Below are 13,150 nucleotides of genomic sequence, written 5' to 3' on the forward strand. Positions count from 1 at the left end.
ATGAAATAATCAGGAGGATACCATATGAAGTATAAAAAGTTCCTATTCTTTATTATGATACCTATTTTATGTATTACGCTTCAAGCATCTAACCCGGAAAGCTCACAGGCTTTTAGCTCTCAAGTTATTCAGCAGGGGGCTGTTGGAGAGGATGTGATTGAATTACAGTCTAGGTTACAATATCTAGGATTTTATAATGGAAAGATTGATGGTGTCTTTGGCTGGGGAACTTATTGGGGGTTAAGAAACTTTCAATATGAGTTTGGTATGGAAATAGATGGTATAGCTGGCCAGTCGACGAAGGAAAAATTAGTTCAAGCAAGTAATTATGATGAGCAATATGTAAAAGAACAAATTAATCAAGGAAATAAATTTACCCATTATGGCGGGACAGATAATAAAAATCAATCTGATCAAGGAGGAGGGGGAAGTGCTACTGAGGATAATGCTTCTACTTCAGTTAACGTACCTCAAGGCTATTCACAAAATGACATTCAACTCATGGCTAACGCTGTATATGGCGAAGCTAGAGGGGAACCATATGTTGGTCAAGTAGCAGTTGCAGCTGTTATTTTAAACAGAGTAGAAAGCCCTACATTCCCAAACAATGCATCTGGCGTGATATTTGAACCAAGAGCCTTTACAGCTGTAGCCGATGGACAAATTTGGTTGACCCCAAATGAGACGGCGAGGGAAGCTGTTCTAGATGCAATAAACGGATGGGACCCAACCGGAAATGCACTTTATTACTTTAACCCAGATACTGCTACATCGAGCTGGATATGGACAAGGCCACAGATTAAAAAAATCGGAAAACATATATACTGTAAATAGAAAGGTGTGATGGCAATGATTAGATGGATCATAATTGCAGTTTTGGCAATTGGTATAACTGGAACTGCTTTTTGGGGCTACCAAGAACATCAGGAAAAAAATGCTGTATTGATACAAGCTGAAAATACGTATCAAAGATCCTTTCATGAGCTTTCCTATCACGTAGATTTATTGCATGACAAAATAGGGGCTGCTTTAGCAATGAACTCAGGTCAAAGACTGTCTCCACAAATGGTAGATATCTGGCGATTAACTTCTGAGGCGCTATCTAATGTAGGACAACTACCTCTAGGACTTTTGCCATTTAATAAAACAGAGGAATTTTTATCAAATATAGGTGATTTCACCTACCGAACTGCAGTACGAAATTTAGATGATGAACCACTCTCTGATAAAGAAACAAATTCTTTTGAAGCGTTATATAAGCAATCAGGAGATATCAAAGAAGAACTACGACAAGTGCAACATGTAGTTCTTGATAACAATTTACGATGGATGGATGTACAGCTTGCCCTAGCAAACGGAGAAGAACAGGTGGATAACACGATAGTTGATGGGTTTAAAACAGTAGAAAAGACAGTAGAGGGCTATTCTGAAAGCAATGTAGACTCTCCAATCATTGGAACATCTTCACAAGAACATACCTACAAGGGGATTACTGGAAATAAAATTTCCGAGGAAGAGGTTCTAGAGAAAGGTAAAAAAATCCTTGATGTAAAGGATGCAAATAAACTTAATGTGACCAGAAGTGGAGATGGGGCAGATGTCCCGACGTACAGCATCTCCTATAAGGATGACCGTAAAAGCGCGTATATGGATATAACTGAGCAGGGCGGACATCCAATCACAGTGCTTGTAAAGCGACCTATCAAAGATAAACAGATAAGTCTTAATGAAGGTATGGAAAAAGCACAGAACTATTTGGCTGAATACGATTTTAAAGACATGGATCTTTTTCAGAGTAGCCAATATGACAATATAGGTGTTTATTCTTTTTTATACAGCCAGGATGGAGTAAGAGTTTATTCTGATGCTTTAGAAATAAAAGTTGCCTTGGACACGGGAGACATACTTGGTTTCACAGCGAGAAATTATTTGATGAACCATACGGAAAGAGATATACCAAGCCCTACTTTAACAGAAGATGAAGCGAAGCAAGCGGTAAACCAAAATGTTGAAATTCAAGAATCTTTCTTAGCGGTTATTGACAATGACCTTGGAGAAGAAGTCTTAACCTATGAATTTCTAGGTGTAATGGGGAACGAAACATACCGTATCTTTATTAATGCAATGGACGGGCGAGAAGAGAAGGTAGAAAAGCTGGATGGAGCAGAAGCCAATTATGCTATGAACAGCTAAAGAGAAAGACATTAGTCTTTCTCTTTTTACCTTTTTCTGTGATAATAGGTATATCGAATTAGTGTAGTGATATTTTACCAGTATGGGGGGATATTAATGAAGATCGGAAGTGTACTTACTTTAGAATTGAAAAAAGCCGGTAAGAAAAATGAAACCTTTCGGTGCAAAATAATCGAAAAAAGCGAACATTATTTATTTATAGATTATCCTATACATGAAAATACAAAAAAGACGACTTTTATACCTAAAGGAACAGCGTTACAAGCATCCTTTATGGATGAGGAACAGAATCTGTACGGATTTAAGACGGAAATTGTTGCCAAGGTAAAACTAACAATTCCTGGATTAGCCATTAAACTCCCTGGGGATGACCTTAAACGAATTCAAAGAAGAGAATTTGTTAGGGTTGCTGCATCAATAGATGTAGCCGTCCATTTTAAGGACGGTGCTTTTCCACCTATTGTTACAGTGAGCACAGATATAAGCGGGGGCGGGCTTTCTGTTATCGTTCCACATGGTAAAAAGATTGTTGAAAATGAACCTCTTGATCTATGGCTAACATTAGATATGCAATCAGGAGAGTATTTCTATATTAATACAAAAGCCGAATTGGTATTCGTAAAAGAACAAGAGTCGTTAGTCCGTACAGCCTCACTGAAATTCATAAATCTACTAAAAGAAGATCAACACAAAATAATCAGGTTTACCTTTGAAAAACAAAGGGAATCTCGAAAAAAGGAACTCTCCGTTTAATGGTCAATTACTAAATTCAATTAGACCTATATTTTGATGATATGTTATGATTTATAAAGAATAGTGAAGTGCTTGGCTTTTGCCGGTGCTTTATCTCTATCAGATAGAAATTACATACGTTGGGCCCTATAAGGCACGCTGATAGACGAATGAGATTTGAGAGGAATGAACTTTCTAAATGAAAAATGAAATGATAGCCATCGCTATTGATGGTCCTGCAGCAGCAGGAAAAAGTACTGTAGCAAAGATTGTTGCAGAAAAACTTAGCTGTATATACATTGATACTGGGGCGATGTATAGAGCATTAACATTAAAAGCGATTAATAATCAGGTTGATTTACAAAACGAAGACCTTTTGGTCGCCTTGCTTGCAAACACAACAATTAAATTAAAACAAAGCGCAAGAGGGCAACTAGTTATGCTTGATATGAAGGATGTTACGGAAGCAATTCGCTCCCAGGAAGTTACTAACAACGTATCCTATGTTGCGATGCACCCAGCAATTCGTAGTGAAATGGTAGCTCGTCAGCAAGCACTTGCTTCACACTCGAGTGTGGTGATGGATGGCCGAGATATAGGAACCCACGTACTTCCTAATGCTGAAGTAAAGGTTTTTCTCGTTGCCTCTGTCGAAGAACGGGCAAAAAGACGCTTTGAAGAAAATACTAAAAAAGGCTACAAAGTGAACCTCGAAGAATTAAAACAAGAGATTGAACAAAGAGATATGATTGATTCACAAAGAGAAGCAGCCCCACTAATTAAAGCTGATAATGCAGTGGAAATAGATACCACATCTCTAACGATTAACCAAGTAGCTGAAAAAATATTAAATGAGGCATATGAGGTTCTTCAACATTCCTAAGTTTCAGTTGCATAAATTAAATAAATTGAAGCGTGTACGAAGACTAAAGTTGGTTTAAAAATTGTAAAAATAGGGAATTTATTATTACTCAAACATTACTGCGTAACATTCTACAAGGAATTTTGTATTGTAGTGTTCAAATTTTTTTAATTGACTTAGTCATAGTGGGAATAAGAAAGAAATTATCAGAATCAAACAACATTACTTGACAAATAATTATAATTATTAGAAGTTATAGAAAAGGAAGTTTCTATTTAATTCTAAATTTTATTAGATAGAGTTAAATGTGACGTTTAATGCGTGGCTTTGATTTGTACTTAGGAGGGCTAGGATATGACAGAACAAAACAATGAATTACCAGAATTACAAGTAGGTACTACCATTACTGGAAAGGTAATCAAGGTTGAGGAGAAACAAGTACTTGTGGACATTGGTTACAAAACAGAAGGCATTGTACCGATTGGTGAGCTATCTAGCTTACATGTGGAACAAGCTAGTGATGTCGTAAATGAAGGAGACGAACTCACACTAAAAGTTAAAAAAATAGATGACGATGAAGTAGTCCTATCTAAAAAAGCTATTGATGCTGATCAAGCATGGGTAGAACTTGAAGAAAAATACAATAGCGGTGAAATTTTTGAAACGGAAGTAAAAGAAGTTGTTAAAGGTGGACTGGTTGTAGATGTAGGGGTTAGAGGATTTATACCTGCATCATTAGTCGAAACCTATTTTGTGGAAGATTTCTCTGAATATAAAAATAAAATGCTTACTGTTAAAATTGCTGAATTGGATAAAGATCAAAACCGTATTATTCTATCTCATCGTGCGGTATCGGAGGATGAAGCGAAAGCTAAAAAAGGAGAATTGCTTCAGTCTTTAGAAGCTGGCCAGGTACTTGACGGTACAGTTCAGCGTATTACTAACTTTGGTGTATTTGTTGATCTCGGTGGAGTAGATGGTCTTGTTCACATTTCTCAGTTGGCTCACAAACATGTTGAGAAAGCTTCAGATGTAGTAACGGAAGGTGACAAACTAAAAGTAGAAGTACTTTCTGTGGATATGGATAATGAGCGAATTTCCCTATCTCATAAAAATACAATACCTGGTCCGTGGTCAGATATTGAAAATAGATTCTCTGCAGGAGATACTGTAGAGGGGACAGTTCAGCGACTTGTTAACTTCGGTGCATTTGTTGAAATTGAGCCAGGTGTAGAAGGCCTTGTGCATATCTCTCAAATTGCCAACCGACACATCGGCACTCCACAAGAAGTACTTGAAGTGGGCCAAAAGGTTAATGTTAAAATTCTTGACGTAAATGAAAATGAAGAGCGTATTTCATTGAGTATTAAAGAGCTTGAACAGGAACAAGCTGAAAAAGAATATAAGCAATATGAAAAAGATGATGAACAATCTGGTTTCCAATTAGGTGATTTCATTGGAGACAAATTAAATAAATATAAATAATTTATCTTAAAAAAGCAGACGTCTTCCAAATTGGAAGACGTCTTTCTTTTTGTTTTAAATGTAATCTTTCTTAAGTTTCACTTCTCAACCGCTCTAATCTTCATTAATTTTTGTATAACGGCCCTTTAAAGTATCCATAATGTTAAGGGTAGGTGAAGATAAATGATTAATGAAGTTTACTTTTATTGGATTGGTTGGATGCTGTGGATCTTGACAACCTTTTTTATGAGTTACGGAAGAGAAAGAGACCTATATACAATATGGCTTATGAGTCTTATGATTTTATCAAATACTAATATCCACATCGGTTTAACACAAATTAATGCCTCCACATTTCCTATAATGCTTGGTTCCATTATTCTTCTTCTGAACCTTCAACGTCAAATTTACTTAACAGTATGTACCGTTACCATAATACTTGGCTATACTTCCATACTTTTTTGGGAAATAGTAGCTCCCGTGTGGCTTTTTCTGCCCAGAGAATTGTTAATACCACTTCTTCTAGGTTTGACCGCACTTATACTTGTCAACGAGCTCAAGAGTCGTATTTGTGTTATTCTCTTGGGCGCAACTATGGGTGAATATGTTTTCAGCTTCTATTTATTTTCTTATGGTATGACAAGAGGAGTTGGAGAACTTCCTTTTTTAGGTAATATTATGATGACAATTGTAATTATCGTATTTTTAGACATAATACGTAAAAGTAGAGTGAAGAAAGTGAAAAATCATGATTTACCTATAGACTTGGAGGTAGCAAAATGAATGAATATACATACCCCATTATCTTTGGAGTGATAGTGGGTACGATTGCGCGTATGCTTATGTTACGAACCGATTATCGACAATACCCCACTTATTTACATGGAAAAGTAATTCATCTGTCACTGGGGTTTATCGCAGCCGCGCTTGGCGCAGTAGCGGTACCAGCTATTATGGAAATGGAATTCACCGCTGTAACATTTCTAACTGTAGCGGCGACCCAATTTAGGGAAGTTAGAAATATGGAGCGTAACACACTTAGTGAGGTAGATGAGTTTGAATTGGTGCCCCGTGGGAAAACATATATCGAGGGTATAGCAATTTCATTTGAAAGTAGGAACTATCTTGTTATTGTAACGGCATTTATTGGCACACTCTTGTATATTGTATTAAATATTTACATTGCTTTAGCTGGTGCAATCATTTGCTTAATTGTAAATAAAGCACTAATGAGTGGTTCCACCATCAAGGATATTGTCAATATCGATTATCATGAACTTCATTTCGAGGGAGCAGGTCTTTATGTCGATAATATTTATATTATGAACATTGGGCTACCGGAAAGACAAAAAGAAATTATGAAATATGGGATGGGATTTGTGCTTACACCAAAAAACATGAATGTCATTACAACAATTGGAAATTTAGGTCAGCGACAGGCGATTCTTCATGACGTTTCTGTTTCACTAGGTGTTGTCAGGGATTCTGGCACGCCGGCTTTGACACCATTAATTAAAAGAGATTTAGATGATGGTCGTATAGGTGTGTTTATCCTTCCACAATTACGAGAAAAACAAAAAGCAATTGAAGTAATTGGGGCTGTACCGGTATTGGAAAATGCTATCCGAATGCCTTCAGAATCAAAATCCCATAGTAAGGAGAAACATTAGGTATGATGATTGAAAAAGCAATTCTTGCCGTTGTGACAACAAATAAAACAAAAGTTGGCGGTGGAGCGCCTATTTTTTATTGTAACGATGCAGATGAGTCTGCAAAGGTGGCTGCAAACCTAGAAGCGATAACAGATGGGATAGCCCATTCCCTCTCCAATGAGATGTATATTATCGTAAAACATTAAAAATAAATTGTTAATATGTGCTACTTTTGCTAGAATGAATAAATGTTAGAAAATAAGAAAGTAAAGAGAGAGGATGCTCCTTTCATGAGGAAATCTGTTGTAGCAATTGTAGGTAGACCAAATGTCGGAAAGTCGACAATATTTAATAGACTAGTCGGGGAAAGAATTTCTATTGTAGAAGATATACCCGGCGTTACACGAGACCGTATTTATGCAGAAGCTGAATGGCTCACTTCTAAATTTAATCTAATCGATACTGGTGGGATTGAGATTGGGGATGAACCACTCCTTGTTCAGATGAGACAGCAGGCAGAGATTGCAATTAATGAAGCTGATGTGATTATCTTTCTTTTAAATGGACGAGAGGGTATAACAGCAGCTGACGAAGAGGTAGCTAAGCTATTATTTAAATCTAATAAGCCAGTAGTACTTGGTATAAACAAAATTGATAATCCAGAAATGCGTGAGTCCATTTATGAATACTATTCCTTAGGGTTTGGAGAGCCGTTTCCTATATCAGGATCTCATGGATTAGGTTTAGGAGACTTATTAGACGCTGTGGTGGGCCATTTCCCTCAACGATCTGAGGAAGTTTATGATGAAGAAACGATTTATTTCAGTTTAATTGGACGGCCAAATGTTGGGAAGTCTTCCCTAGTCAATTCTATGTTAAATGAAGAACGCGTTATAGTGAGCGAAATAGAAGGTACCACAAGAGATGCGATTGATACTACTTTGACTCGAGATGAACAAGATTACGTTATCATTGATACTGCTGGTATGCGAAAAAGAGGGAAAGTGTATGAAACGACGGAAAAATACAGCGTTTTACGTGCACTAAAAGCAATTGAACGCTCAGACGTGGTGCTTGTATTAATTGATGCTGAAACAGGCATTAGAGAGCAAGACAAGAAGATTGCGGGTTATGCGCATGAGGCAGGAAGAGCTATTGTCATTGTAGTGAATAAATGGGATACCGTGGAATCAAATGAGAAAGCTATGAAGGAATTTGAAACAAATGTCAGAGCGCATTTTCAGTATTTGGATTATGCACCAGTAGTCTTTTTATCCGCAAAGACTAAAAAACGATTACACACCCTTTTACCTGCTGTGAAATTAGCAAGTGAGAACCACGCAAAACGGGTCCCAACAAATGTCTTAAATGACGTTATTATGGATGCTATTGCAATGAACCCTACACCTACCTTGAAAGGAAAGAGACTTAAGGTACTTTATGCAACACAAGTTGCCGTCAAACCACCAAGTTTTGTAGTATTTGTTAATGAACCCGAATTAATGCACTTTTCCTATGAACGTTTTCTTGAAAACAAGATTCGAGATGCCTTTGGTTTTGTAGGCACACCTATAAAACTGTTTGCTAGGAGAAGACAATAAGGAGGAACGATTTATGGAGAAAGTAGCAGTTATTGGAGCAGGGAGCTGGGGAACAGCCCTAAGTATTGTTCTTGCAGATAATGGTCATGAGGTACGCTTATGGACGCACCGACTTGAGCAGGCAGAAGCAATAAACAAAGAAAAGCGGAACGAAAAATATCTAAAAGAGGTAGAAATCCCTAAAAAAATTAGAGCATACAATAACTTAAACGAAGCTGTTGAAGGGGTAGCTACAATTATTATCGTGGTGCCTACTAAAGCAATTCGTGAAGTGTGTAAGCAACTACAGACGGCTTTAAAACAAAAAGTAACTATTATTCACGCAACAAAGGGGATAGAACCTGTAACGCTTAAGAGAGTTTCACAGTTAATTAGTGAGGAAATGGAGCAATATTCGGAAGAGGAAATTGTTGTGCTATCTGGGCCAAGTCATGCTGAGGAAGTAGCATTAAGACAACCAACTACCGTAACAGTTTCTTCAAATAACGCTAAGAATGCCTCATATGCACAGGATTTATTTATAAATGATGCTTTTCGTGTGTATACGAGCCCAGACATACTTGGGATTGAATTGGGTGGCGCTTTAAAAAATATCATTGCATTAGGTGCGGGGATCTCTGACGGACTTGGATATGGAGATAATGCCAAGGCTGCCCTTATTACGAGAGGGTTAGCTGAAATTGCCAGATTGGGCACCTCACTTGGTGCTAATCCTTTAAGTTTTCTAGGCTTACCTGGTGTAGGAGACCTAATTGTAACGTGTACAAGTGTTCATAGTAGAAACTGGCGTGCTGGAAACCTCTTAGGGAAAGGTTATAAGCTTGAAGATGTACTCGAGAAAATGGGGATGGCAGTTGAAGGGGTTAGAACCGTTAAGGCTGCCTATCAATTTGCTGAAGAGCAAAATGTAGAAATGCCGATTACAAAGGGTATTTACCAGATCTTATTCGAAGAACAAGATCCCAAAAAGGTTGTTGAGCAACTAATGAGTAGAACGAAGCGAGAAGAAATGGACGACCTTGCTTCTCTCTTAAATGAGCGATATAGCCAATAACACGGATTACGCCTCTTTGCATATACTATGTTGAATAAAACATGCAAGGAGGAGTATAGGTGAATAATTTTCAAAAAGGTCTTTTTGATAAAATACAGAAAAATGCCAATGTAAATCCAGATGATGTATATAAAGTTGCAGATGCTGTAAAAAATGCTGATTTTTCTGATGAGCAAACAGTAAGAAAGTTGGTTCGTCATTTGGCCAAGTTGGCTAATAAGTCAATACCAAAGGAAAAAGAAGATAAAATAGTTGAAACCATTACAAAGAACAATGTCCCAATGGATATGCAATCATTAAACAAATTATTTAAAAAGTAGTGAAGTATAGGCAATTGAGGATACCGTAATGCTTATAACTGCATACACTAAATCGCACAAGCATTCACAATAGAGCTGTAGCGGACATTATTTAGTCAATCCGGGATAAGGCTAGCCCTCTTTATCCCGGCTTTTTATTATGTTCTTAAAGTTATAAGCTTCAATCTCTAAGTGGGCCAAAAAAACGGGTTATGTCGAAATATCCACCAATACGGATTACATCTATTCAGTTTTCCACCATACAGACGTTCTTCGCTCTTCTAAATTCAAAAATTTTTGAAAAACGCTTTTCTATCCCTCGTTTGATCCCTCTGTGATATAATATGGGGTACATGGTTTGATAAGAGAAAGCATACAGGAGTGAAAAAGATGTCTACGTCAATGCTTAAGATGTATATATCATTCGTTGGAATGATATTTTTATTTCTAGCTATTGGGCTAATTCTTCTTAGTCGCTATAAGCTTAGAGGTGTTTTTGCAGTTATTGTGTCGTTTCTTGCATACATATTTTTAGTTTTAGGTGCCCTTATCATTTTTTATATTGTATTTAGTGGGCCAACAGGATAGCACATAGGGAGGTTCATAATGAAACATAACTACATACTAGTTTTTACAATGGTTAGTGTACTTGCCGTGTTAAGCGGTTGCTTATATCCCCAAGGAGAACTAGCGAAGAACCAACCCCCTAATGAAGCACAATTGGAAATGGTTCAAAGCGCAGTGGAAGAGTATCGGGAAATGAAACAGGGTCTGGTACCTATAAAGACAAAAGATAATGATATACCAATATTTCAAAAATATTTGGTGGATTTTTCTTTATTAAAGGAAAATGGTATTCTACAGGAAATACCAGCTACTGCTTATGAAAATGGTGGTCTATACCAATATACATTAATTACTCCTGATGAGGACCCGAGAGTAAAACTGATTGATTTGCGGATTACGGAGCAAATTAGAAGTATTAATGTGAAATTAGATATATATAGAAATGAACATATCTATCCACCATTTAAAGAAGAAATAGAAGATGGGATATACACAATTGATTATGAAAAGTTGGGGTATGAAAACCCGCCACACGTTGTTAGCCCATATTCACAGGAAAATCTTCCTATCATTATGGATGTTAATGGACAGCTCTATGTCGATTATCGGATTGATCTTCTTAGAGCATTAGATGACTATGAACACTCATATGAGGAGGGAGATGACATTCGTTTCCTGCTAGCAGAGAACACGCCCTTTGCTCCAGCCTATTCTCTCCCTTATACTGTCCGTTCAGGTGAACCAGTATTTATGAATGACAAATAAATATCATAAACATGCCCTTGTAACATATATTGTTACAAGGGTTTATTTGTATACCGACATATACTTGAAGCGAAGGGAATGAATAATAATTCTTTTACACATATTTAAGTCATAATTTGATAGGACAACATCATAGACTTGTAATGTCAATTAATCGTTGTCTGTACGTAATTAAATGCAAGAAGATCGGGAGGGGATCTTTTGGAAAGAGTTGATATTTTTAAAGATATTTCAAAACGGACAAATGGAGATATTTACCTCGGTGTTGTAGGTGCTGTCCGTACAGGAAAATCAACATTTATTAAAAAGTTTATGGAGCTGGTTGTATTACCTAGTATTGAGGAAGAAACAGACCGTGCTAGAGCGCTTGATGAGCTACCGCAAAGCGCAGCAGGTAAAACAATTATGACGACAGAGCCTAAATTCATTCCAAATCAAGCTGTAAAGCTTAATGTGGAAGAAGGACTTGATGTCAATGTTAGACTAGTTGATTGTGTAGGTTATGCGGTAGAGGGTGCAAAAGGGTATGAGGATGAAGATGGCCCAAGAATGATTAACACACCTTGGTATGAAGATCCGATACCATTCCATGATGCAGCAGAGATTGGTACAAGAAAAGTTATTCAGGAGCATTCAACTATAGGTGTTGTTGTTACTACAGATGGCTCCATTGGTGAGATACCTAGAAGTGATTATATTGATGCTGAAGCAAAAGTGGTCGATGAATTAAAAGAAGTAGGCAAACCATTTATTATGCTTGTGAATTCTGTAAAGCCAACAAGCCAAGAAACGGAGTTGCTTAGGCAGGATCTAGCAGAAAAGTATGATATACCAGTACTGGCCATGAGTGTTGAAGCAATGACAGAACACGATGTACACAATGTATTAAGAGAATCTCTATATGAATTTCCCGTATTAGAGGTAAATGTAAATCTTCCTAGCTGGGTAATGGTACTAAATGAGAAACACTGGTTAAGAAAGAATTACCAGGAAGCAATACAAGAAACGGTAAAGAACATAAAGCGATTAAGGGATGTCGACCAGATTGTAGGGGAATTTAGAGATTTCGAGTACATTGAGAAAGCAAATCTGGCAGGTATGGAGATGGGTGAAGGAGTCGCAGAGATTGACTTACATGCCCCAGACTACCTGTACGATGATATTCTTAAGGAAATTGTAGGAGAAGAAATACGAGGTAAGGACCACCTCCTTCAGTTAATGCAGGATTTCGCACATGCAAAAAGAGAATTTGATCAGGTTTCTGGTGCACTGAAAATGGTGAAGCAGACAGGTTATGGTATTGCTGCACCGTCATTAGAAGATATGATATTAGATGAGCCAGAAATTATTCGCCAAGGGTCTCGCTTCGGCGTTCGCTTAAAAGCAGTAGCACCATCGATTCATATGATAAAAGTAGAGGTAGAATCAGAGTTTGCCCCGATTATAGGTACAGAAAAGCAAAGTGAAGAGCTAGTACGGTACCTCATGCAAGATTTTGAAGAAGACCCATTATCAATTTGGGAATCTGATATTTTCGGAAGATCATTAAGTTCTATCGTGCGTGAAGGGATCCAAGCTAAAATTGCTCTCATGCCAGAAAATGCAAGATACAAATTAAAAGATACACTGGAACGAATTATTAATGAAGGTTCAGGTGGATTAATAGCAATTATCCTTTAGCAGCTAAATTTAGCTGCTTTTTTGTTTGCATCTAAATTGTTTATCGATTGTGTTAATCAGTAAATTTAACTCTCCCATTATATTTTTTCTGTAACAGCAGGAAAATAAAAACATACGTCGTATATGTATAATAAGCTTTAAAATCAGAGTTACACTGCAAATCAGACAAGTTGTTTAAATTGGGTTTATTTGGTAAAGAATACACGTATAAATTGGGTGATTTTTACTTTTATTAAATAAATACATAGAAATTCAGCGCTAATTGTTGAATTTTGTAGCGA

At 37.0% G+C, this 13,150-nt stretch carries 14 protein-coding genes; all 14 read left to right on the forward strand.

Features of this window, described 5'->3' with window-relative positions; genetic code table 11:
• Positions 1 to 54 precede the first annotated feature (54 nt).
• Positions 55 to 834 carry a spore cortex-lytic enzyme gene (gene sleB, locus BN985_RS11340; RefSeq protein WP_232225590.1) on the forward strand — a complete coding sequence of 260 codons (780 nt, stop codon included), beginning with the start codon at positions 55 to 57 and terminating at the stop codon, positions 832 to 834.
• Between the two features lie 15 nt (positions 835 to 849).
• Entirely contained in the window at positions 850 to 2,193 is a 1,344-nt protein-coding gene (gene ypeB, locus BN985_RS11345) for a germination protein YpeB (RefSeq protein WP_042223574.1), read from the forward strand.
• A gap of 96 nt (positions 2,194 to 2,289) precedes the next feature.
• Entirely contained in the window at positions 2,290 to 2,946 is a 657-nt protein-coding gene (locus BN985_RS11350) for a flagellar brake protein (protein ID WP_042223575.1), read from the forward strand.
• Positions 2,947 to 3,124: 178 nt separating this feature from the next.
• Positions 3,125 to 3,808 carry a (d)CMP kinase gene (gene cmk, locus BN985_RS11355; protein WP_042223576.1) on the forward strand — a complete coding sequence of 228 codons (684 nt, stop codon included), beginning with the start codon at positions 3,125 to 3,127 and terminating at the stop codon, positions 3,806 to 3,808.
• Positions 3,809 to 4,141: 333 nt separating this feature from the next.
• Positions 4,142 to 5,272 (forward strand): 30S ribosomal protein S1, encoded by a 1,131-nt coding sequence (rpsA, locus tag BN985_RS11360; RefSeq protein WP_042223577.1) that lies wholly within the window; start codon positions 4,142 to 4,144, stop codon positions 5,270 to 5,272.
• 162 nt (positions 5,273 to 5,434) lie between these two features.
• On the forward strand, positions 5,435 to 6,034 hold the full coding sequence (locus BN985_RS11365) for a YphA family membrane protein (RefSeq protein ID WP_042223578.1): 600 nt from the start codon (positions 5,435 to 5,437) through the stop codon (positions 6,032 to 6,034).
• On the forward strand, positions 6,031 to 6,921 hold the full coding sequence (locus BN985_RS11370) for a YIEGIA family protein (RefSeq protein WP_042223579.1): 891 nt from the start codon (positions 6,031 to 6,033) through the stop codon (positions 6,919 to 6,921). The genes BN985_RS11365 and BN985_RS11370 overlap by 4 nt, the downstream gene beginning before the upstream one ends.
• 2 nt (positions 6,922 to 6,923) lie before the next feature.
• Positions 6,924 to 7,109: a capping complex subunit for YIEGIA gene (locus BN985_RS11375; protein ID WP_042223580.1), complete on the forward strand. Its 186-nt coding sequence runs from the start codon at positions 6,924 to 6,926 to the stop codon at positions 7,107 to 7,109.
• A gap of 84 nt (positions 7,110 to 7,193) precedes the next feature.
• Positions 7,194 to 8,504, forward strand: coding sequence for a ribosome biogenesis GTPase Der (gene der / locus BN985_RS11380; RefSeq protein ID WP_042223581.1), 1,311 nt, complete (start codon positions 7,194 to 7,196; stop codon positions 8,502 to 8,504).
• 13 nt (positions 8,505 to 8,517) lie between these two features.
• On the forward strand, positions 8,518 to 9,558 hold the full coding sequence (locus tag BN985_RS11385; protein WP_042223582.1) for an NAD(P)H-dependent glycerol-3-phosphate dehydrogenase: 1,041 nt from the start codon (positions 8,518 to 8,520) through the stop codon (positions 9,556 to 9,558).
• A 59-nt stretch (positions 9,559 to 9,617) separates the two neighbouring features.
• Positions 9,618 to 9,878, forward strand: coding sequence for a stage VI sporulation protein F (locus tag BN985_RS11390; protein ID WP_042223583.1), 261 nt, complete (start codon positions 9,618 to 9,620; stop codon positions 9,876 to 9,878).
• 369 nt (positions 9,879 to 10,247) lie between these two features.
• Positions 10,248 to 10,445, forward strand: a complete 198-nt coding sequence (locus BN985_RS11395; protein ID WP_042223584.1) for a DUF2768 domain-containing protein — start codon at positions 10,248 to 10,250, stop codon at positions 10,443 to 10,445.
• An 18-nt stretch (positions 10,446 to 10,463) separates the two neighbouring features.
• Entirely contained in the window at positions 10,464 to 11,189 is a 726-nt protein-coding gene (locus BN985_RS11400; protein WP_042223585.1) for a hypothetical protein, read from the forward strand.
• A gap of 201 nt (positions 11,190 to 11,390) precedes the next feature.
• On the forward strand, positions 11,391 to 12,869 hold the full coding sequence (spoIVA, locus tag BN985_RS11405; RefSeq protein WP_042223586.1) for a stage IV sporulation protein A: 1,479 nt from the start codon (positions 11,391 to 11,393) through the stop codon (positions 12,867 to 12,869).
• The last annotated feature ends 281 nt before the right edge of the window (positions 12,870 to 13,150 follow it).

The organism is Oceanobacillus manasiensis, from assembly GCF_000724085.1.
Lineage (GTDB): Bacteria > Bacillota > Bacilli > Bacillales > Amphibacillaceae > Oceanobacillus_B > Oceanobacillus_B manasiensis.

What these genes read in the sequence shown, in the direction of transcription:
- sleB (WP_232225590.1), top strand. Translation starts at nt 55, where the DNA reads ATGATACCTATTTTATGTATTACGCTTCAAGCATCTAACCCGGAAAGC.
- ypeB (WP_042223574.1), top strand. Translation starts at nt 850, where the DNA reads ATGATTAGATGGATCATAATTGCAGTTTTGGCAATTGGTATAACTGGA.
- BN985_RS11350 (WP_042223575.1), top strand. Translation starts at nt 2,290, where the DNA reads ATGAAGATCGGAAGTGTACTTACTTTAGAATTGAAAAAAGCCGGTAAG.
- cmk (WP_042223576.1), top strand. Translation starts at nt 3,125, where the DNA reads ATGAAAAATGAAATGATAGCCATCGCTATTGATGGTCCTGCAGCAGCA.
- rpsA (WP_042223577.1), top strand. Translation starts at nt 4,142, where the DNA reads ATGACAGAACAAAACAATGAATTACCAGAATTACAAGTAGGTACTACC.
- BN985_RS11365 (WP_042223578.1), top strand. Translation starts at nt 5,435, where the DNA reads ATGATTAATGAAGTTTACTTTTATTGGATTGGTTGGATGCTGTGGATC.
- BN985_RS11370 (WP_042223579.1), top strand. Translation starts at nt 6,031, where the DNA reads ATGAATGAATATACATACCCCATTATCTTTGGAGTGATAGTGGGTACG.
- BN985_RS11375 (WP_042223580.1), top strand. Translation starts at nt 6,924, where the DNA reads ATGATGATTGAAAAAGCAATTCTTGCCGTTGTGACAACAAATAAAACA.
- der (WP_042223581.1), top strand. Translation starts at nt 7,194, where the DNA reads ATGAGGAAATCTGTTGTAGCAATTGTAGGTAGACCAAATGTCGGAAAG.
- BN985_RS11385 (WP_042223582.1), top strand. Translation starts at nt 8,518, where the DNA reads ATGGAGAAAGTAGCAGTTATTGGAGCAGGGAGCTGGGGAACAGCCCTA.
- BN985_RS11395 (WP_042223584.1), top strand. Translation starts at nt 10,248, where the DNA reads ATGTCTACGTCAATGCTTAAGATGTATATATCATTCGTTGGAATGATA.
- BN985_RS11400 (WP_042223585.1), top strand. Translation starts at nt 10,464, where the DNA reads ATGAAACATAACTACATACTAGTTTTTACAATGGTTAGTGTACTTGCC.